Annotated in this window: 15 protein-coding genes; 14 read left to right on the top strand and 1 reads right to left on the bottom strand. The window is 41.6% G+C overall.

Annotated elements, in window-relative coordinates; genetic code table 11:
- Nucleotides 1-139: 139 nt before the first annotated feature.
- From ASG14_RS04995 to ASG14_RS04985, 3 genes are all read left to right on the top strand, one after another.
- The gene (locus ASG14_RS04995; protein ID WP_056869896.1) at nt 140-1,027 is read left to right on the top strand and encodes an AraC family transcriptional regulator; all 888 of its coding nucleotides are present in this window, start codon (nt 140-142) and stop codon (nt 1,025-1,027) included.
- Nucleotides 1,028-1,098: 71 nt separating this feature from the next.
- Nucleotides 1,099-1,881, top strand: coding sequence for a hypothetical protein (locus ASG14_RS04990; protein ID WP_056869895.1), 783 nt, complete (start codon nt 1,099-1,101; stop codon nt 1,879-1,881).
- A gap of 271 nt (nt 1,882-2,152) precedes the next feature.
- A complete protein-coding gene (locus tag ASG14_RS04985; protein WP_056869894.1) occupies nt 2,153-4,084 on the top strand; it encodes a glycoside hydrolase family 97 protein in 1,932 nt (643 codons plus the stop codon).
- 217 nt (nt 4,085-4,301) lie between these two features.
- On the opposite strand, the gene ASG14_RS04980 is transcribed toward ASG14_RS04985, so the two are convergent.
- A complete protein-coding gene (locus ASG14_RS04980) occupies nt 4,302-5,042 on the bottom strand; it encodes a DUF92 domain-containing protein (protein ID WP_056869893.1) in 741 nt (246 codons plus the stop codon).
- 405 nt (nt 5,043-5,447) lie between these two features.
- On the opposite strand from ASG14_RS04980, the gene ASG14_RS04975 reads away from it, so the two are divergent.
- From ASG14_RS04975 to ASG14_RS04925, 11 genes are all read left to right on the top strand, one after another.
- Complete coding sequence (locus ASG14_RS04975; protein ID WP_056869892.1) at nt 5,448-6,125, top strand: NAD-dependent epimerase/dehydratase family protein; 678 nt, start codon at nt 5,448-5,450, stop codon at nt 6,123-6,125.
- Nucleotides 6,126-6,129: 4 nt separating this feature from the next.
- Complete coding sequence (locus ASG14_RS04970) at nt 6,130-7,356, top strand: metallophosphoesterase (RefSeq protein ID WP_056869891.1); 1,227 nt, start codon at nt 6,130-6,132, stop codon at nt 7,354-7,356.
- Between the two features lie 82 nt (nt 7,357-7,438).
- On the top strand, nt 7,439-8,644 hold the full coding sequence (locus ASG14_RS04965) for an SDR family NAD(P)-dependent oxidoreductase (protein WP_056869890.1): 1,206 nt from the start codon (nt 7,439-7,441) through the stop codon (nt 8,642-8,644).
- Nucleotides 8,645-8,984: 340 nt separating this feature from the next.
- Nucleotides 8,985-9,653 (top strand): RNA polymerase sigma factor, encoded by a 669-nt coding sequence (locus ASG14_RS04960; RefSeq protein WP_162238709.1) that lies wholly within the window; start codon nt 8,985-8,987, stop codon nt 9,651-9,653.
- A 190-nt stretch (nt 9,654-9,843) separates the two neighbouring features.
- Entirely contained in the window at nt 9,844-10,983 is a 1,140-nt protein-coding gene (locus tag ASG14_RS04955) for a FecR family protein (RefSeq protein ID WP_056869888.1), read from the top strand.
- A gap of 232 nt (nt 10,984-11,215) precedes the next feature.
- The gene (locus ASG14_RS04950) at nt 11,216-14,521 is read left to right on the top strand and encodes a SusC/RagA family TonB-linked outer membrane protein (RefSeq protein WP_162238708.1); all 3,306 of its coding nucleotides are present in this window, start codon (nt 11,216-11,218) and stop codon (nt 14,519-14,521) included.
- 10 nt (nt 14,522-14,531) lie between these two features.
- A complete protein-coding gene (locus ASG14_RS04945) occupies nt 14,532-16,007 on the top strand; it encodes a RagB/SusD family nutrient uptake outer membrane protein (protein ID WP_162238707.1) in 1,476 nt (491 codons plus the stop codon).
- Between the two features lie 46 nt (nt 16,008-16,053).
- Entirely contained in the window at nt 16,054-18,528 is a 2,475-nt protein-coding gene (locus ASG14_RS04940; RefSeq protein ID WP_056869885.1) for a zinc-dependent metalloprotease, read from the top strand.
- Complete coding sequence (locus tag ASG14_RS04935) at nt 18,525-21,041, top strand: zinc-dependent metalloprotease (protein WP_056869884.1); 2,517 nt, start codon at nt 18,525-18,527, stop codon at nt 21,039-21,041. Before ASG14_RS04940 ends, ASG14_RS04935 begins: the two co-directional genes overlap by 4 nt.
- Before the next feature lie 368 nt (nt 21,042-21,409).
- Nucleotides 21,410-22,006 carry an NADPH-dependent F420 reductase gene (locus ASG14_RS04930; RefSeq protein ID WP_056869883.1) on the top strand — a complete coding sequence of 199 codons (597 nt, stop codon included), beginning with the start codon at nt 21,410-21,412 and terminating at the stop codon, nt 22,004-22,006.
- Nucleotides 22,007-22,324: 318 nt separating this feature from the next.
- A complete protein-coding gene (locus ASG14_RS04925) occupies nt 22,325-23,014 on the top strand; it encodes a Crp/Fnr family transcriptional regulator (RefSeq protein WP_082491345.1) in 690 nt (229 codons plus the stop codon).
- The last annotated feature ends 133 nt before the right edge of the window (nt 23,015-23,147 follow it).

The raw sequence follows: 23,147 nt of genomic DNA, 5'->3' as shown, positions 1-23,147 counted from the left end.
ATACACGTCTCATAATGAGATAAAGATACCAGCGATAAAAAAATATAAAATGGACAATTGCATAAAAAACATGGACAATATCCGCATTGCGCAAATAGAGTAATTCAGGTAAATCACTATATTTACCTAGGCAATACAGATGATGGAAGAACAGAAAAAAATAAAGGAAGGATTTCTTGGTCAGAGAATGATTGTGCTAACTCCGAACATTCGAAAGATAATCGCAGGCAACCCACTAATCAATACTTTTTACCTTACTGCAATAGGTTATTATCCAAATGCTGCCGGCCACGACCGGGAAAGAAGATTGGGAAGCCCGGAATTTATTCTTCTGTATTGTATGGATGGAGAAGGCAGGATAGAGATTCAGAATAAAAATTTTGAGTTAAAGGCAAATATGTTTTTTATCATTCCCAGAAATGTTCCGCACCGATATTCAAGTCACCCTAAGCACCCGTGGAGTATTTACTGGCTTCATTTCAGTGGCAGCAATGCGCCGGAGATTTTCGAAAGGTCCCTAGTAGATGGTAATTTGCAGATACACGCTGTCCCTTTTGAAGAATACCGGGTAAGGCAGTTCAACCAGATTTTTACGATTCTTGAACACAGTTTTAGCAGTAAAGAGATGGAGATTATGAATTTCAGGGTTCTGCATTTTGTGACCTCCCTGATTTACCATAAGGAGATCAATCCAGCTGTTTACAGTCAGGATTCGGTGAGTAGCTCGATAAATTTTATGAAGTCCAAACTCTCTGAACACATATCGGTAACGAAATTGGCAGAAGATCAAAGAATGTCCGTTTCCCAGTACTTGCGAATCTTCAAACAAAAAACAGGGCAGTCCCCTATTGCCTACTTTAACCAATTAAAAATCCAGCATTCCTGCCAATATTTATACTTTACTGATAAGAGCATTAAAGAGATATGCCTGAAATTGGGTATTGAAGATCAATACTATTTCTCAAGATTATTTAGCAAATTGATAGGAGTTTCTCCATCGGTTTACCGAAAGATGCACAAGAAATGAGATTTTATATAATAAGATGTTCTTTAATAATTTACTCCCTGAAATGATTAATTTTTAAACCCGGAGTAGAAATGCTCCTATATGTATTCTTTACTATGGACAAACCTGAGGAACAAATATTTATTGAAACACAGGGGAAAATTATTTCCAATAACATCAACCAACTGGTACTTGTCAGACTTCAGATTGAAATTTATATCGCTATGCTTTTAGCAAGGCACACCTGGGATAAAGACAAAGACGTTAGGATAAATATTTTGAACCAAATTAATGCGCTACTACTTTCACAGCAAATGAATTTGCAATTCAATCTTGAGCGGGTGAGTAACCATCGTTTTCAAAAACAGTTTTTAAATATAGATACATTTAAAGAGGCCAATATGATATTTGTCACTTATTCTACATTTAATAAAAACGGATTGATATACAATTTATCGGCAGTCATGGAACGATATCTGAGAATTATCTTAAAAGAATTCGATCCGCTAACCGATATTTCGGGTGGCATTTACGGAATCAAAAAGAAGTTCTTTTCTCATTTAAATCTTGTACGCGGAAGTCAGCCCTGGAACGCCCTGGCGTTATTATCGATGATACGTAATACGATTCACAATAACGGAATATATGTTCATAAAGATGATGCGACCGTCGTCTACCGTGGCGAATCATATAATTTTGTAAATGGCCTGCCGCACGATTTTGCAACTTATGAAAATATAGTAAATATCATTCTGGATTTCCTGGAAATTGTCAAAATATTAAAGAGAAAGAGGAAATTACGGACCATGCGCTCTATTCTAAAGTGCAATCAAACCGTTAAGGGTAAAATAACAAACTTAAAAACGATAAATTAAAAAAATAAGGCCTCATTCCTACAATCACCTTATTGCCATACCTGCTGAAAATATAATCCATTAATGAAGTGATATTGTCCATTTTTACTCTTTTAGCTCTTATTTAAATTAGCCCTGACTAGAGCTGAAGGAATTTTCTCTTCCAAAGAACCCATCCTGCCTAAAATTAAAGGCATTATGGTTAACGGCAAAGGTTCAAGAATCACAAGCTTTAACTTGTCTGCCTGGTACTAAAATAAACTTGCAGACAGAATATTATTTACAACCAAATATGAACCGAAGATTCCATTACAGCTTAATCATCGTGCTATTGCTTGAAGCCTATTTTGCAACTTTAAGTAGCTTTGCGCAACAAAGAGCGCTTTATCTACAGTCTGAAAACCGTTTAAATAAAATCAGCTTATCATTGACTGGCGAGGGAAAATTATTTTACAAAGTCACCCGGCGGGATAAAGTAATCATTGAAAGTTCTCCATTGGGTCTTGTCCGCAATGATTTTGATTTTACTTCAGGCCTTTCAATTAGCGAAATTTCCCAGGTTGCAAAAAGAAAGGAAAGGTATGAATTGAAGGTGGGTAATCAAAAAACCATTGACCATGAATTGAACTCCAGGAGCGTCACGTTTAAAAACAAACAAGGAGCTTTTATGATATTGGATTTGGTGGCAGGGAATGAAGGGGTTGCTTTTCGATACCGCTTTTCGGATCAGAGCAATGAGTTGAAGACAATTAAAGATGAGATCACCGGCTTTCATATTGCAGCCAATGCAAAAGGATGGTTACAACCTTACAACAAGGCAGGCAAATATGAACCAGGTTATGAAGACTTCTATCAGCAGATCCTGCCGGGAGATCCGATTGTCAATCCGAGAAATCCTTCTGTTGGTTGGTGCATGCCGGCACTCTTCCATGTAAACGACAGGCAAAATTGGGTGTTGATTGCCGAGTCCGGAACAGACGGTTCATACCCGGGCTGTCATTTAAAACCTGATTCAAAGGGCGGCATTTATCATATTGCATTTGCACAGCCAGATGAGAAATATACACTGCCTTTACCGGATAAAAAATATGCTTACCCGGAATGGACGCTTCCCTGGACGATGCCATGGCGAGCTATAATTATTGGTGATAAGGCAGGCGACATATTATTATCAACACTTATTACCGATCTTGCGCCAGCTTCAAAGATTACAGATACATCCTGGATTGGGCCAGGAAAAGCGGGATGGTCCTGGTGGTCTCATCCGGATGATCATTCGGTTTCGATTTATAATCAGTTTAGTGACCTCTCTTCTGCTATGGGCTTTAAGTATACTTTATTTGATGCAGGATGGGAAAAAGCCAACTCTGAAGGCAATATTATAGAATATGCCATCGCCAGGGGCATTCAGCCATTGGTCTGGGGTTATTCGTCAGAATATTATGACCCGGATAAAAGAAAAAAAAGATTTAGGCAGCTCTCACAGATGGGCATTAAAGGGGTGAAGATAGATTTCTGGTGCTCGGACCGGCAGGAGGTTATGGGAACACTTCAATCCGTATTTGAAGATGCTGCCAAAGAACACCTGCTAATTAACCTGCACGGAACTACTGTTCCCAGAGGTTGGCACCGAACGTGGCCAAATTTTATAACCGCTGAGGCAATACTGGGTACGGAAAGTTATTTTTATGATTCAAAATTCCCTGATAAGTCTGCTGAACAAAATACGGTATTGCCATTCACGAGAAATGTCGCCGGGCCGGCAGATTATACGCCTTTCGCCTTGTCAATCAGAAAATTCAGACGACTCAATACAGCGGTTCATGAACTTGCCACGGCAATGACCTATACCTCCGGCATCATTCATTTTGCGGATTCCAAAGAAGTTTTTGATTCACTTCCCGGTGAAGTCCGGGAATTGCTCAGGGAGGTGCCTGCAACCTGGGACAAAACGTCCTACATCATTGCTGAGCCGGGAAAATCGCTTGTGCTTTCGCGTGAAAAAGGCAATCTTCATTACATCGTGGGAATTAATGGAACCAACCAGGGGCAACAGATTAAATTAAATCTGAAAAAATGGGGAAAAGGTTTTTCTAAATTCAGGATTATTTCAGAAGGAAAAGATAAATTGATGGGCTTTAAAGTACAGACCTTTTCAACTTCGTCCGCGTGGTCATATCTAATGGCGCCTAAAGGAGGCTTTATCATCCAGTTCCTTAGATAACAAGGTGTTGTTTTTTATTATACAAATTTCCCCGGGTCAGCATAAAAATGTATATATAAAATCATTTACATCAGTCTGCAAAATTCATTAAGGATTACTGATATTTTGTATTTGAAAGAAATGTCAATTCACCACGGCACCTGTACACGGTAAAATAAATAAAAAAATAAGTAAGGCCGCCATCGAATGAAATTTTGAGTAGGGTCTGACGTGTCCCCTAGAATAAAATGCTGATAAGGATTGCTACAATAGCGGCAAACAGGGTATTTAAAAAGTTAACAACGTTGTTATTAATTATTCCTTTTCGCTCAAGCGTAGCGCCCAATACTGAATCTAAAAGATTGCCGGCAGTTCCGGCAATAACAATTAAAAAAAAGTTCCTGTTCCATCCAAACCCAGATGAAAAGATTGAAGCAATAATGCAGCTTCCTAATATACCAATCAGGATTCCCTCTAAACTGACAACGCCCTCCAATCCCCTTTTTTCGGGCTGAAAGGTAATGATATTTAAAAACCTGCGTCCATAGACGGTGCCGAGTTCGGAAGAGAGGATATCTGCGGTAGCAGAAGCGAAACTCGCTGCCATGGCAAGTAACATCAGTTCTTTCAGGCCCGGAATGATTATAATTATCAGGCCCGCAATCACGGGAAGTCCGGTGTTGGCAAGCACCTGGAAGGATTTGCGTGCTGCTTTGTCCTGAGGATTTGTAAATTCCTGCTTAAAACTCAGCTTCCAACCACTGGCGGCAGAGGCCAGTAAAAAAAAAGCGCTCATCATGGCTATACCCGGGTAGCCGGCGACGGCAAAAATGACAGTTGCAAGTATTCCTCCGATAATTGCCGCGGCAACGGTCAGTTTCTTTGCCAGAATGCTATAACTCATGCCAACAATAAGTATTGCGGCAAGCAAAAAATAGTCGTTGGATATATGGCCAAAACTGTTCATTTCATTAATCATGAAGCAAATTTAACAAGTGTCTGAATTCTTATTGATGTTGCCTGTCATTAACATTTATAAACTGATGCTTTTATTGACTTGACTTTATATCTATTACAAATAAAACAGCAACCACTCATTCGCCATTGCAATTTTTATAATTTGTAGTAGGGAATTATTTCTATCTGGAATTTTTACCTACTCTACCCATCTTCCATACGAGTTAAGAGCGTTTTAAATAATTTTTTTCATCACGGCAAATTAATATGGACTTGCGAACAAACAAAATTGAACGCCAGAACAAAGAGACCTGATTAGATTCCACATAATTTTGTTTAAAGGAATTTAACCTCATCGGAGAACAATTTAATTCAGCTGTTTTTCTTTAGGATAATTTTATAAGGTAGGGAAATTACATGATCATTTATGGAAATTAAAGTTATTGTAACCGGGGCGACAGGACTGGTTGGCGAAGGGGTAATTATGGAATGCCTGAATCATCCTGATGTAAAAGAAGTGATGATGATCAATCGCAAATCCAGTCGATTGGATCATCCCAAGTTAAGGGAATGCATAGTAACTGATTTTTTTAATTTAAAAGAATTTCTTAATGAATTGAAAGGTTATGACGCTTGCTTCTATTGCGCCGGGGTCAGTTCAAGAGGGATGAGCGAATCAGCATACAGTTTTGTAACTTATGATACTACACTAGCCTTTGCAAATACACTTCTTAGCCAAAATCCTAATATGATCTTCGGTCACATATCAGGAAATCTGACAGATAGCACAGAAACGGGAAGGTTGATGTGGGCAAGAGTAAAAGGCAAGACTGAAAATGCTTTAATGAAACTGCCATTCAAAAAAGTGTATAACTTTCGCCCTGGTTTCATGAAACCCACAAAAGGGCAGAAAAACATTAAAAGCTATTATAAATTCATCAGCTTTTTGTACCCGTTTTTAAAGCTTATCGCCCCAAACCAGGTGAGTACGATGCATCAGGTAGGGTTGGCTATGATAAATAGTGTATTAACCGGCTATCCCAGGCCGATATTGGAAATAAAAGACATTAAGCATCTCGCTGCTCAAAATCATCATAACCAGTAAAATAATGCACAGGTTTATAGGGATTTTGCTAATATGGATGTTGGCTGATTTATATCTGTTTCAAGCGCTTAAAGTTATTGGACTCAATCAGAAAGTACGGAAAGCCTACTGGCTTTTTGAGGGATCGCTGGCTATATCTGCTGCATACCTGATAGCTACGGGCAAACTAGAGCTTAGCTCTCCAAGAGGTTATATATGGCCGATGGTTTTATTATCTCTGATACCAAAACTGGCTACTTTACCCTTGTTATTTTTAGAAGATCTTGTACGGATTGCTTTGCTCGTCAAGAAGTATTTTACTTGCTGGTTTACTAATTCACCCAAAAGCGTGCAGTCGTCTCTGATAAGCCGGAAAAAGTTCATTAGCCAAGTTGTCATTGGATTTGCAGCCGTTCCGTTTTTCGGACTGATTTATGGGATGACAAAAGGTAAATATGATTATCGGGTACACAGGGTTAAATTGAAATTCAAGGATCTGCCTGCCAGTTTTGACAAGTTCACTATTACCCACTTGTCGGACATACATGCGAGAAGTTTAGACAGCAGGCAAGCGGTTGAAAACGGCGTCAGACTTGCCAATGCTCAAAATAGTGATTTAATTCTTTTTACCGGTGACCTGATTAATAACCGTGCAGAAGAAATGGATGATTGGATAAGTGTATTCTCAAATCTTAGCGCTCCATATGGTACCTTCTCAACACTGGGCAATCATGATTATGGCGATTATACCACATGGGAAAGTGAGCAGACCAAGGCCGATAATTTCAAGCGACTTAACGAGGTACATAAGGAAATGGGGTTTAGGCTGCTGCTCAATGAAAATGTTAGGATTGAGAAAGATGGTCAGCATATCATCCTGATTGGCGTTGAAAACTGGGGTAAAAATGCTGTACAAAAACCGGGAGATCTTACAAAGGCAACTCATAGAATTGACAACGCTGATTTTAAGATTTTAATGAGCCATGACCCTTCTCACTGGGATGCGGAGATACTTTCCCATGAAAAGCACATTCACCTGACCCTGGCAGGACACACCCACGGAATGCAGTTCGGGATTGAAGTACCGGGCATAAAGTGGAGCCCTATAAAATACCTATATCAACAATGGGCTGGGCTATATCAAAAGAGTGGCAAATACATTTATGTAAACCGGGGATTTGGTTTCCTGGGTTTCCCAGGGCGATTGGGCATCTGGCCTGAAATTACTGTACTCACTCTTGAAAGCGCCTGACCCCAATCAGAGCAGTTGATACTTAGCGGAAATTTACAATGAAATAAGAAAAAAAGACATTCACTATTAATATTTTATAAAAATGGAAAATAAAAACAGCACCAAACCAGTTTCCAGGAGCTGGTCACTAAGAAAAAAAATTATCGTCTCGCTGAGTATACCATTGAGCTTATTTCTACTTTTTTATTTATCAGTAATACTGCTTTTCGTGAAAAGCGACACCTCAAAAGATACGCCCCTGTATAGAGGAAGAATTATTCCGGATACACTTCAGACTCCATTGAATAACAGTTTCGGACATTTTACGGAGCCTTTGGAAATCGTTAAAGATCTGGATTTGAAAGGAAAAATCATTGTAATGACGGGTGCCCATACCGGCACGGGAAAAGAGGCGGCTAAAGCCTTTATCAGCAAAGGAGCAACGGTGGTTGCCTTAACCAACGACGTGGACTGGGCTGAGAAAAATCTGAAAGGTTTGCCCAGGGTTGAAATTGAGTACCTGGATTTGCAAAAGGCGGAAACCATTGATGCGTTTACACGGAAATTTCTAGTATCCGGAAGACAAATCGACGTTCTAATCAACAGTGCCGGAATTCACAACACGCCGCTACAAAGGGATGTTAGAGGCTATGAAAGACAGTTTTCGGTCAATGTTTTGGGACATTTTGCATTGACATTAAAACTATTGCCAGCATTGAAAAAAGCAAACGGCGCAAGAATTGTAAATCTTTCTTCAAGGGGGCACCGATTGAACGGGGTACAATTTGGCGACATCAATTTTAATCATACTAAATACGAGGGAATGAGATCCTATGCGCAAACTAAAACTGCATTGGCATTGCTATCGGTAAAAGAAGATGAGATGTTTAAACGATACAACATCAGAGCCTTCGCTGTACATCCCGGTCCCATACCCACAACTGACTTATTCGCCGGTTCTTTGGTCGGTTATGCTTCAGGGTTCAAATTTTGGTATACTGAGTTTACAGCAAAATGCTTAAGGACATTTTGGGGAACCGAGATAATGAATTTTTTAAGGAAGCCTAAAAATGAGGGGGACAAATTTAAAACGGTGAAACAAGGTGGCTCAACTACCGCCTGGGCATCATTTAGTCCCCAGCTTAAAGGAAAAGGGGGGCTTTATCTGGAAGACTGCAATATTGCGCCAATTGTTCCCAACGGAAGTGATGCACCATTCGGGGTAAGACCCTGGGCTTTGGAAAGAAAAGCCGCTGATAAAATTTGGGACATCTGTCAAAGGATGACGGGAGTTTACTATCGCGAATAATAAGCGATTATGAGCAGTGCTAGTGATCAATCCAGTATTATGGCGGACAAATAAATGAAAGCATCCTGAAAGAATATTTATTTAGGGAAGAAGCTGATGATTGTTGTGGCTATTAGAAAAATACCGGATTGCCAAGTAAACCATAAGAATTAAAGAGGCTGGTAAGCTGTATGCTGGGATGGGCATGCCATATCTTGATTAGTCAAGCTGTTTCATGTAAAGAACTGGTCTGCAATAATTAATTTCATGACGTGTTTTTCCCATTTTATTACTGAAGTTAAAAAGTATCATCTGGATCCTGGAGATTGTCATAATGGGTGATCCCCCGCAGAAAAATCATATGGATTGGAAGGGAAATGGAATATTCGTTAATAATCTCTATTTTAGAGGCAAACAACCTGATCAATTCCAACCCATGTCTTTTAAAGAAGTTAGAGGCCCAATTATTAGTGCTTTTGATAAAAAGGGACTGGTCTTCGAGCAGGCTTTTGAAAAGTACTGGCAACAGCTTTATAACCATGCCTTACGCAAGATAAATGACAGTCAGCTGGCCGAAGATCTAATCCAGGAATGTTTCATCGTTCTTTGGGCCAATGAGGATATGCTTGAAAGGGAGAATGAACTTCAGGGCTATTTATACGGAATCCTTCGTCACAAAGTCCTCGATGTTTTTAGAAAGGATGAGGTGCGATTTCGATATGCGGATGGTCATTCAAAAGAACCTCAAAATCATGCGATGGCAGCGGATGAAAATATCCTGACAATGGAGCTGAAAAAAATAATCGACGATGAGCTCGCTCTAATGCCTCCCAGGATGCTCGAAATCTATTATCTAAAGCGCGAGCAAAAGTTTTCTACTTCTGAGATTGCTTCAAAACTCGGATTGTCTGAGCAGACTGTTAAAAATCAGAGCTATCGGGCGGCCGAACGTTTAAAAAAACGTATTATGGCATACGACTCGTCACTTTTAATGCTGGGAATATCCATTCTTTTAAGAATAAGAAACTAACACCCATCAAAAGCGCCTGAATACACTTCAAATAATACCAATGTTGTTCTTTTAACCAATAAAAGTATTTTCCCTAGCCATTCGTCAAGTATTTTTAAGCAATTTAATTTTTTTTAGAAAAAAAATAAAGATCGGATGGTACTTTTAGATAGTATGGACGATTTATATTAAAAACCTATATAAAATTCTCGTGCAAAAAGAACTCATTCATAAATATCTCGAAGGAACCGCAACAGATGAAGAGCGTACGGAGGTGGAACTCTGGTATGCATCGATACAGTTGCCTTTGCGAAAAAGTAATGATCATAATGCCGTTCGCTCGCGTATTTACGCCAGAATAGAGAAAGCTAAATACCATGATGATGGCATCAGAAAATACAGGTGGCAGAATTGGCGTCTATTTAGTGCTGCTGCAGCCATCGTCCTGGTTGCGGGATCAGTTTTTTTGATGTTTAATAATAGCCAAAAGTCTGGCCGTAACGCTTTGTCAGGAAATTCAGTTTTGGGATATGATATTGCACCGGGTGGCGATCAGGCAATACTTACCCTTGCCGATGGACACCAGATTTCCCTTGATACTGTTGCCGAGGGAAAATTAAAAGCTTCGTCAGGAGTGCAGATTAGTAAAGCAAAAGGAACAATCTTGTATTCTCCGACAAATGAGAATGGTTCTGCGGAGCGATACAATGTACTAAGTACACCAAAAGGGGCAAAATTCAAACTTATACTACCCGATGGGTCAAATGTGTGGCTTAATGCACTTTCGAGCATCCGCTACCCGGAAGTTTTCAGCGGTACGGGTCGCTATGTGGAGGTAAAAGGCGAAGCATATTTTGAGGTTGCGCACCTGGAAGCAAAAGACAAAAAGTCCCGCGTTCCATTCATCGTACAGGCAGGTAGCGAGAAAATTGAAGTACTGGGTACCCACTTTAATGTACATTATTATCAGGACGAACCTGAACGGCTGACAACCCTTTTGGAAGGTGCTGTGAAAGTTTCCTCACATAGCAAATCAGTGTTATTGTCGCCTGGCCAGGCTGCTGGTCAGGAAATTGGGAACCAGGAATTGTTCAGGCTGGATAATGTAAACACAGATTTGGCAATCGCATGGAAAAACGACGAGTTTCGGGTTCGGAATTCTACCGTTCCCCAAATCATGAAACAGATATCCCGGTGGTATGATGTGGAAGTAGTCTATCAAGGCGCACCTCCAAAGGACCGGTTCAGTGGAACAATTTCACGGCAAGAAACCCTTTCCCATGTACTGGAAATACTGGAACGTGGTGGAATAAAATTAAAACTCAATGAACGAAAAATCACTGTCTATTAGCAAGAAATAAACAACCCGATCTCTACCGGCAAGGCCGGGAAAGATTGCCGATTTTCTGAAAAAAAAGCCGGGGTATGCGTCAACACACCCAGGATAATTTGGTCAGGTATCGTTTTTAAAAATCGACTAATTTCTTTAACCATCAACCCAACCAAACAAAAGTATGCAAATTTCTACTTTGTATCAACCATGGCCTGCCTTAACCAGGGGCCGTCATAAACTATTGAAAATAATGAAGATATTCACACTGATTATGCTCATATGCTGCGTACAGGTAAGTGCTTCGGTATACAGCCAGAATATCAGTATCTCTGAAAAAAATATTAATATTGAAGATCTCCTTCAGAAGATCGAAATACAGAGCGGTCATACCTTTTTCTACAATTCAGGGCTATTTAAGAACTATCCACTTATCAAAATAAAACTGAAGGACGTTCCGTTGGATGAGGCGCTTGCAAAAATCCTTTCACGACGTGAATTTGAATTCCACGTAGTCAATAATACTGTTGTGATCAATAAAGCAGACCCCAAGCTTCCAGGTGCGGTGCTTGCCGAAAATGCTCCAATTCTGGTGACCGGGAAGATTATAACCAAAGACGGCAGCCCACTAGCGGGAGTAACTATAACCGCTATTGGAACGGGTCCAAAACAGGTCTGGGTTTCGGACTTAAGCGGTACCTACTCAGCAACACTTTTAAACGGAAACAACGGATTGTTATTTAGTTATTTGGGATACTTCAGCAAGGAGGTAAAAGTCTCCCGAAGCCGGAATATGGACATTACCCTCGAAGAAAACAACAGCCAGCTTGACCAGGTTCAGGTCCTGGCTTACACCACAACCTCAAAAAGGCTCAGCACCGGCAACTCTTTCACCATCACAAGCGAAGAGCTGGCAAAGAGCCCGGTTCCCAATGTGCTTCAAATGATTCAAAAGAAGGTTCCAGGTCTGCAGATCATACAAAATACAGGTCAGGTCGGCGGGTCGTTCAATGTTAAGATCCGGGGTATCAATGGATTCAATAATGTTGACCCTTTGTATATAGTTGATGGGGTACCCTATCCTGCCGGAGGTACGAACTTCAACCCTAACGGAATTTCCGGGGGGCTTCCTACCTTAAGCAACAACCGGGGTACGGGTACGCTGGCTCAGCAAGGTGGAAATGCCTTAAATTACCTAAACCCTGAAGATATTGAAAGCATTGATATTTTGAAGGATGCAGATGCAACGGCAATCTATGGATCGAGGGGTGCATATGGCGTAATTTTAATAACTACTAAAAAAGGTAGCTTAAATAAAAACGGTACTCCTTCTCTGAATGTTACCCTTGATAGGGGATTGAGTGTTGTTGGCAGTTTTCCCGAACTTTTGGGAACTGCAGATTACCTGATGTTAAGGCGGGAGGCGCTTAAGAATGATGGGCTCGCAGTTGGTGCGGCGGATGTAGACCTCAATGGAACCTACCCATTGGATGCAGAAACCAATTTCTCTAAAGAACTGACTGATTCCAAGGCCTGGAGCAACCGTGTAAACCTACGGTATAGCGGCGGCACTGAGCTCACCAGCTACTCGGTAAGCGGGAGCTTTAACGATCAGGATAATGTATTTCGCTCGGGGGGCTATAACCGGGACGGTGGACTTAAAGTTGATCTGGGTACCGGAACAAAAGATAAAAAGTTTAATCTTTTGGTATCTACGCTGTTCAATTCTACAGTCAATACAATGGTGCCTTACGAGTTTTCTGGTGACGCAGCGACATTGCGCGCGCCAAACGGGCCTTCTTTCTTCAACCCGGACGGAAGCTTAAACTGGAACTTAAACTTCAATCCTTATTCTTATATTAATACCAGTTATCGTGGGGTAACCAATAATCTCCTGGGCAATACAACCCTGATGTACAAACCCATAAAAGGTCTTACCATCAAAGCGCTCGTAGGATATAACCTGCTTACCGGCAATGAACTGCGTCAGGTACGAACCAGTGTATTTCCACCTAATGATCTGGCTGCGACAGCTAAAGCTAATAGTGCAAGTAACGTTTACAACATCCGGACCTGGTCCTTCGAGCCCTATGCAAGTTACAGTACAGCAATGGGCAAGCTTGGCAACATCACAGCCATTGCAGGTGCTACCTATCAGGATAAAATGATTTACCAGAACCAGATTACCGGAACAGGTTTCGTGGCTGATGCGCGTTTGAACAATCCATCGTCAGGAACATCTGTAACAACCGGCTTCAACAAATCGGTCACCCGCTATGTAGGCTATTTTGGGAATATAAGCTATAACTGGGCCAATAAGTACATTGTTAATTTTAGTACCAGATACGATGGTTCAACCAAGTTTGCCCCAGGAAAACGGTTTGGCTGGTTTGGTTCAGCCGGCGGCTCATGGATATTCAGCGAAGAAAAATTTATAAAGGAAAACCTTAGCTTTCTGAGCTTTGGAAAACTCCGGGCAAGCTATGGTACAACAGGTGGAGACGGAATAGCGAATTACGCATACCTGGCTACATACTCGACCGGAACACCATACTTAAACAATACTGTATTCACAACAAGCGCACTCGCCAACAATACCCTGCACTGGGAAACCAACAAAAAACAGGATTACGGGATTTCCCTGGGGGTTTTAAAAGACCGCATTTTGATTGATGCGAGTTACTATAAAAACAAAGTCTCTGATCAATTGCTTGGGCAGCCTCTTTCCAATGTGACTGGATTCTCAAGTGTCACCTTAAATTCTCCAATTCTTATACAGAATACCGGAATTGAATTCAGTTTATCAAGTTCTAATATTCGCGGAAAAAACTTTAGCTGGTCGACCAGTGCGGTTATGACGGTACCCAAAAGCAAAGTAATATCAATGCCTGAGCAATACCTGACACCAAATTTCAATTATGTACTTGGCGGATCTGTCAGTAACATCAAAGTTTATAATTATGCCGGTGTAAACCCTCAGACCGGGGAGTATAATTACATTAACACAGCAGGTATTCAGGGCGCGTATTTAACCGGGTTAACCGCAGCTGATAAAAATATTAATATTGATCTGTCTCCACGTTATTATGGAAGTATTTCAAACTCATTGAATTATAAAACCATCTCTTTAGATTTTTCAGTAGCCTTGGTGAACAAAATGGGCAGCAATTTTCAGGGGCAGTTAAGTTATCTGCCAGGTGTTTTAGACAAGAATACGACTTCCTGGGCACTGGACCGCTGGCAAAAACCAAACGATGAGACAAACGTACCCAAGGCAACCACAGATCTGTTTGCAAACTTGCTTGGCCAGAGTACTTTCAGGCAGAGTTCAGGTGCTTACGAACGTATTACCTATGCTCGTTTGCAGAACCTGAGTCTATCCTATTCGCTGCCCAAAGCGTATTTGAAAAGGTTGCATGTGAATAACCTTCGCGTTACTCTTCAGGGCCAGAACCTGTTGACGATCTCAAAATACCACGACCTGGATCCGGAGAATCTGTCTCTGACCTCGCTCCCGCCATTAAAAGTATTCAACCTTGGTTTAAATGTTACGCTTTAATTTCAACGATATGAAAAAGATTCAATCCTATATATTCATAACCTTTGTTCTTTCGGGCATCTTATTGAGTGGCTGTAAAAAGTTTCTGGAAATACCCTTGCCCACTGATCGTTTTGCTACTGAGGGCGCTTACCTGAACGATAATTCAACAGGTGCTGTACTCACAGGTATTTTCAGCACTGCCGCCGGAAGCGCAATTTATAGCGGTCCTGCCAGTGGATACGAAACTATCGGTTTCCGCACAGGTTTGTATGCCGATGATTTGACACAGATTCAGGCATCTACGGTGGGTAATGCCGCCGCGGCTACCGCTCAATTTTATCTTGATGGACTTAACTCATCCAATACGGTACAATGGGTAACCCTGTACCGTCAGATTTACAATTGCAACCTTACTATTGAAAACATTGAGTCTCATAAAAGCAATCTTTCCCGCTATAATCAATGGATGGGTGAAGCATTGTTTATGCGTGCCTTCAGTTATTTTGATGTGGTAAATCTATATGGGGATGTTCCTCTGGCACTCAGTTCAGATTACGCGACAACTAATTTTCTTCCACGCACCCCCAGGGCGCAGGTATATGCGCAAATGGTAGCGGACCTTTTAAGGGCCGAGAGTTTATTGGGAGAAACCTACCTGGACGGATTGAGCGCGACGACCCCTAACCGTACCCGCCCAAATAAATACGCGGCCGCAGCTTTGCTTGCCCGCGTCTACCTTTATACTGAAAATTATGCCCAGGCAGAGATTGAAGCCACTAAAGTGATCGCCAACAGTGTGCTTTACCAGCTTCCCACATTAGCCAATGCATTTCTTTCCAACAGCCGGGAAACAATTTGGGCCATTGCACCGGTAACGGGAGCCGTTGTACGCGATTATAACCTTTACGCCAGTGCACCTGCTGTAAATGCAACACAGGTTGCCCTTGCCAACATCAATCCGGCTACGATGAGTGCTTCGCTGTTAAATAGTTTTGAAACCGGTGACCAAAGGCTAAGCACATGGACGGTTTTAAAAACGACAACGACTGCACCAGTAAACGGACAGTTTTATTATCCGGCTAAATATAAATCGGTTGTAAACGGAACAGAGTTTTTGATGCAGCTACGCCTTGCGGAACAATATTTAATCCGGTCGGAAGCCAGGTTAAAACAGAACAATGTCGCTTCAGCTGTTCAGGATCTGAATATAATACGCCAAAGGGCAAGGCCCGCTACTCCGGGCAATGTCCTCCCTGATTATCAGGCCACACTTTCCCCGGAAGCTTGTATGGACGCCATTTTAAAGGAAAGACGTACCGAACTTTTCAGTGAATCCGGCCACCGTTTTTATGATCTCAAACGTACCGGCAGAATTGATGCGGTAATGACTTTAGCTGCATCGGTAAAAGGAACTAACTGGGCAAGCTGGAAACAGATCTGGCCAATTCCATTAAATGATATTCAGTTAAACCCCAATTTGACACAGGCACCAAACTACCAATAAAACTTTCAGGCTGCCGCATCACGGCAGTCTGATTTAACCAAATTTCATGAAAAAAAATTGCAGCCTACTTTATTTTAAAGTTATTTCGATCCTTATTGCCCTGAATTTTTCGTTCTATTCGACAGCGCAGGTAAAAGACAGCACATCTAACAGTCCGAACTCCCGCCTGCGTGCCTATCATACACTCATTAGTGGCAAGGCGAAAACCTATAGCAGTTTTTTGCTTGTGCACCAGATAGAGGACAAATATTATATGGAAATTCCCGATTCCCTTTTGGGAAGAGAAATCCTTACGGTCAACCGTCTCGGACGCACTGCTGCTGATTTCCGAACTGCTGATGGCCCGTTCGGTTATTCTGGCGACCTCATAAGCGAAAACCTCTTTCACTTTGAAAAAGGTCCCGGAAACAAACTTTTGGTAAAGTCTAAAAGTTACAAAGAACGGGCAAGCGATACCACTGTCAATGGCATGAAGCGTTCTCTGGAACGCAACAATTCCGAATCCCTCTTACAATCCTTTGCGATTAAAGCAACAAATGACAGCACGCACAGCACCGTAATCGAGCTTACTGAATACCTTAATCAGGATAATATGCTTTTTGGATTTTCACAAACGCTTAAAGCATCCGGCGGACTGGGTACGATGGTTAATGATCGCTCCTATATTGAATCTGTTAAAGGCCATCCAGATAATCTTTTTTTTCGGATGGTGAGGACTTATAACAAACCCCTTTCAAAAGGAAGTTCTATTATGTCTCCGTTTACTTTTGAGATTAACAGTTCGATGATTCTCCTGCGAAAACAATTGATGAGCGTACGAGGAGCGGATAAACGTGTTCCTTTTCAACAGGTAGATTATATTGATTTTGACCAAAACCCTCTTGGCGTAGTCAATCTGGGCTATATCTGCCGCTGGAGAATGGAGCCTTCAAATCCCTCAGATTACAACAGGGGAAAATTGAGCGAACCAAAGGTTCCCATCAGGATGTACCTTGATGCGCATATCCCGAAAAAATGGCTTCCATATATTGCAGACGGAATCCTGAGATGGAATAAGGCTTTTGAAAAAGCGGGGTACCGGAACGCAATCGAAGTGATAATGCCAAATGCTGATTCCAACCAGGTTTTTCTTGAAAATGCACACTTGAGCGGGGTGATTTTCAAACCGGGTTCGGGAGAAAACTGGGGTAACATCATCCGGGATCCCCGTACGGGAGAAATCCTTCAGGCACAGCTTAACTTTTACCTTCAGGATTTAAACAAACTTTACAATCATTACCTCATACAGGCTGGTGCACTCGATCCCAATTCGCACCGGGCAACCTTTACAACGGATTTAATGGGCAGGCTTCTTTCTTCCTACATGAGCCAGCAGATGGCAAATGCCCTTGGCTTAAAACCCAATTCGGCTGCTTCCGCTGCGATTAAAATTGAAGATATAAGAAATAGCGAGTGGCTAGATAAACACGCTTTTAACGGATCAATTACCGACAAGGGGCTGATTAATTATCTCGCGCAGCCACAGGATGGCATAAAGCCGAAAAATCTATTGGCCAGGATCTCGGAAAGCGATATATGGAACATCAACTGGGGTTACCGATCATTTCCTTTTCCTGAAAGCAAGGTTTCGAACCGCCAGATTCTTGAAAGAAGTAATTTGGGCCTGCAAATCTATTCCGGGGAAGCGCCTTCAGGAGCTAACAAAACCACAATTGACCCGAGAATTCAAAATGGCGATTTAAGTAACAATGCCGTCCGGGCCGGAAAACTTGGCATTGCAAACCTTAAAAAAGTGGCACCCAATCTGCTCACGTGGACCTTAACCCAGGGGCAGGGTTATCAGCCGGCAAGCGAGGCATACAAGCAGCTGGTGGCCAGATACAATGAATATCTGAGGTATGCTGCAAGTGAAATAGGCGGCATTTATATAGATATTAAAAACAGTGACCAAAAAGGTAATGTTTTTAGCTTTGTACCGCCTTTGCTTCAAAAGCAGGCTTTGGATTTTCTTCAGCAGGAAGCTTTCAAAACCCCGCAATGGTTAAATTTACCCAAACTATATGCACGTACCGAGACCGATTTTGATATCGTAGGCAAGGTACAGAAAGAACTTCTATTCGATTTATTAGATAATAAAACGCTGATTAAGTTAATAACAGCAGAAACCGCAGGTAAAAAGGGATATAGTCCTTCTGCTTACCTTGAGGACTTATCAGACGGAATATTCTCAGAACTCGGCCATCATGGGACATTGGACAATAGCCGTAGAGAACTTCAGAAAACATATGTCAATAAGCTGGTCATACTGTTACAGGCAATGTCCAAAAGTGATTCTGACCTCTCATCTGTTTTGCGTATGCATGCTATGGGTTTAATGAAAAAAGTGAAAGGCGGCAGTTTGGCCTATAAAGGAATTGCTGCATCGCACTTCACCGACCTTTACGAACGCCTGCGCCTGGGATTATACAATCCCGCACAACCTGAAAGAAACAACACTAACCCATTTTCTACCGTACGATGAGAGCCTATTTTCTATCCGCCGCATTAGCGCTAAGCATGCTTTTTGTATGCTATTTCAATGCAGGAGCACAGCAGCATAAGGACACAAACAAAACTCAAACTGTCCCTTTAATAAAGGGTGCGACACCGGCCAAACCTGTTACCCCCCCGACAAACCTGCCTAAGCCCTATAAAGAGGTGATACCTATTAGCGCAAAGACCAGTCAGGGTTTTATTGTAGTGCACCAGGTAGGTGAGCGCTACCTTTTTGAGATCCCTGACAGCATATTCGGACGCTCCATTTTTACTGTCAACCGCATCACCAGGTCGGCGCAGGACTGGCGCAATCCATTTGCCGGGTTGTGCAGTTATGGAAACGACTGGATTGGCCAGGCAATGTTCAGCTTCGAAAAATCAGGGCCGGATAAAATCGCCCTTAAAATGATCAGCACCACCGAGCGCGTTACAGATAACGACCAAGCTCTGGAAAGTGCTTTGACAGATAATAATTTTAAGCCAATTTATGCTATTTTCCCGGTGAAAGCCTACAACAAAGAAGCTCGCTCGGTTGTCATTGACCTCACCGATTACCTGAATAGCGATAATCCGATATTTGGATACACCAGCGGGATTAAGATACTCGCCATGCCCGCTACCTTTTCTCCAGAGCGCTCCTTTTTACATTCGGTTAAGGCTTATCCTGAAAACATTGAGGTTACCAGTACCCGTACCTACGCCTCTGGAAATTATGTATTGACTGGCGAATACAACAGTTCGATTATCCTGCTTTCTAAAAAACCGATGATAGCCAGAGCTTTGGATGATCGTGTTGGTTTTTTTGGCGTAAGCCCCGCTGATTATACGACTTATGATGCTGACGGACACGTCCGAAACCAGGCCAATATCTGGCGCTGGCATATGGAACCAAAACCCGAAGACCGTGCCCGCTACTTTGCAGGAGAACTTGTAGAACCTGCAAAGCCCATTGTTTTCTATATCGATCCGGCAACCCCGAAAAAATGGGTTCCTTATTTAATTGCAGGGGTGAACGACTGGCAAAAAGCTTTCGAAAAAGCAGGGTTTAAAAATGCGATTATGGCAAAAGAAGTGGCACCGGCTGATACTACCTTTGACATTAACGACTCCAGGCATAATGTAATGGTTTACAAGGCTTCAGCTATTGGTAATGCCTTAGGGCATTCGCTGGAAGACCCAAGAAGCGGCGAAATCATCGAATCACATATTCAATGGTACCATTCGGTAATGGAAGTACTTTACAAATGGTACTTTGTACAGGCAGGTGCTATTGATACTGCGGCACAAAAACCACAGTTCAGCGATGAATTAATGGGTCAGCTCATCCGCTTCGTTTCTTCTCACGAGGTTGGCCATGCAGTAGGCTTGCGCCATAATTGGGGTTCATCCTCTACCACTACCATTGCACAGCTTCGCGACCGGAAATGGGTGGAAACACACGGACACACGCCATCCATAATGGATTACGCCCGTTTCAATTATGTTGCCCAACCGGAAGATAATGTTACTCAAAGCGGTATTTTCGCCCGGATTGGTGATTATGATACCTGGGCGATTGAATGGGGTTACAGGTTGATGCCAGACACTCTAACTGCCAGGGAAGCTCAGGAATTACTCAACAAATGGACTACCGAAAAGCTGGCAAGTGATAAACGTCTCCGCTTTGGGATAGGCGATGATTTCACCTCAAAATATCCGCAAAACCAGCGCGAAGATCTGGGTGATGATCCGGTAATGGCCGGAACGTATGGAATCAAAAATTTAAAACTAATCAAAAAGAACCTGATAAAATGGACACAGGTGCCGGGTGCTTCATATGACCGTACTGCCGATATTTATAAAACTTTGGTTGATCAATATGACTGGTATATAAAACATGCGACAGCTTACATTGGCGGTATGGAATTTAAGCCTGACAATAATACCGAAGGAAAGGAAATTTATGGGTATGAGCCATTTTATAAGCAGAAAAAAGCAGTCGATTTTTTAAACCGGGAACTTTTTTCTACACCTGAATGGTTGCGGAACAATGAATTATATTTATTGAGCAACACTGATTTCAGCAGCGTGGAAGCGATACAAAAAAGAGTTTTGCAACAATTGCTGGATCAAAAACTTTTCAACAAGCTCCGTGCGGCTGAAAAATCGGAAGGCAATACGGCCTACACCCTTCCGGTATTTTTGAACGATTTATATCAAGGCATTTTTTCAGAAGTAATCAAGGGCGGGGAGATTACAGCGAACAGGAGATTTCTACAGAAAATCTATGTCAATGAAATTACCGCACTGATTCCAGCGCTTTCGCGTTCAGATGGTGATTCCGGTTCGTTATTAAAGATACAGGCAAAAAGCCTGCTCAATAGTTGCAAATCCGGATTAAAAAACAGAAAATCACCTGTAGAACGGGCACACTTACATGACCTCGCTTTTCGCCTTGATGATGCCTTAAACCGGCAGTTGCGGATTGCAGAAATCACAGAAAAAATAATTAGTAAATAGTAAAAGGTAATTAAACGAAAAGTGTGGTATTTACCTGATAATTAATTTTCCTGGTCGGTAAAGAAAGTGTAACTGCTGAATAAATTTATTTAAAAAGGCATACCGGGACCTTAATTCCAGTATGCCTTTTTTTGTTCTAAACAATAATAAAATATTAACCGGCAATTTAAAGCTGTTATATCATCATCTTCTTGGTTCAGCTGTATACTTCATTACAGCTAATTTGGTTCCAGGTCACAATGCCATTCGTTTTGTATGTGAAAGCCATCTAAAATAAAGATCCATTGATATTTATCAAAGGTTTTATTTGATTTACGTCAATGTGAGGAGCATAAAACCATTGCAAATTTGTATTAAAACAATAAATCATGAAAAAGACATTTGGAATAATAGGTGCGGGTCATATTGCACAGACAATTGCAAAATTCCTGATCGAATCAGGTAATGAAGTGTTATTAAGTAACACTGATCAGGAAAAACTAAAAGGAGTGGTATCCCAGATAGGCGATGGCGCAACAGCAGCCTCGGTTAGTAAGGCCGCAGAAGCTGATGTTGTTTTTCTAGCCCTGCCATGGCTAAAAGTTCCTGAATTGGGAGCGGAAATTGGTTCATGGGAGAATCGCATAGTTGTAGACGCTACAAATCATTTCATAAGTGCGGACTTTCAGGTCGCAGAGCTTGACGGCGGGGCTTCAAGTGCTGTTGTTGCGGACCACTTACCTGATGCCCGTGTAGTTAAGGCTTTTAATACCCTTTTTTATAAAATACTTGAGCAGGATCCTCAGCAAAATGGTGGAAAACGGGTCATCTTTCTTTCCGGGGATGATAAGGAGGCTAATCAGGAAATTTCAGCTCTGATTGAAACTTTTGGTTTTGCTCCTGTTGATTTGGGGCCACTGTCTATAGGAGGCTTATTGCAACAAGCTAAAGGGCCTTTAGCATCACTAAACCTGATAAAACAGTAGTTTGAGCAGAGGGCAGTTGTTCATCGGTCCTAATTCTGTTGAACCTGTGCAATTTGTCAACAAGCGAGGAGCAAATTAACATGAGACCTGCAAAAGATAGTTGCAGGTCTTATTAATTTCGAAGAATTGATATGGACAAATTAGATCAGCGAGAAAAGCATCCACCAGAGTAATGAAGTCACGATATTTCGGCAATTAGTCCTACTAATACCGATATCCCGAGACTTATTTTGTTTAAAATCATAAGTAACTGATAATCAACTATTTTATAAAATGGTATTCTTTTAGCATAGTGTGTTTAAATAATATAAACATCTTATGTACACTGACAGAATCACAATTTCAAGCACAGCGCAGGTATCGCATTTGCAAAACGGAAATGAATTATCTGGAAAAGATGAACCTGCTGTAAGAACTTTAACAGGACCAGCTCACTGGGAACTGTTTAAATACATAACGAGGGTATCGGGCCTAGCGCTATCAGATGAGGAAAAAACCATCCTTGCGGGATGCGTAAAATTTAAAAAACTAAGAAAGCGACAATATTTTCTTCAGGAAGGTGATGTATGCAGGTATACAGGATTCATCATAAAAGGATCGACACGCATGTTTTCGATTAATGATCGTGGGCAGGAATCTATAGTAGCTTTCGGCCTGGAGCATTCGTGGGTCGGCGACCAGCAGAGTTTCAAAGCCGGGACAGCCTCACTGTACCATATTGAAGCGATGGAGAATACAGAGTTGCTGATAATGAACAATACACAGATGGAATTTTTGATATCAACTGTACCTGCGGTGGCTATGATGTTCTCAAATTATCAGATCCAGCAGCTCATCTATAACCAGAATAGAATCAATGCGGCTCTGAGTATGACCATTCAGGAGCGTTATTATAACCTGATGAAATCCTGTCCGAACTACGCACAGCGTTTTTCACAACACATGATAGCGTGCTATCTCGGTGTAAAAGCGGAGACATTATGCAGGATCAGAAAAAGCAAAATATAACGCTCAGATTAAACACGATATCTTAAAATCAGCAATTCAATACATCATGAGACTACTTAAAGTTATTTCTTCCCTGTTCCATGCTTACCGGACATTTAAACAGCGCAAATACTGATATAAATAAGAAAATAAT

Origin of the sequence: Pedobacter sp. Leaf194 (assembly GCF_001423945.1) — a bacterium.
Lineage (GTDB): Bacteria > Bacteroidota > Bacteroidia > Sphingobacteriales > Sphingobacteriaceae > Pedobacter.
The sequence above is the reverse complement of the archived record's forward strand: the minus strand, read 5'-3'. Positions and strand labels throughout refer to the sequence as shown.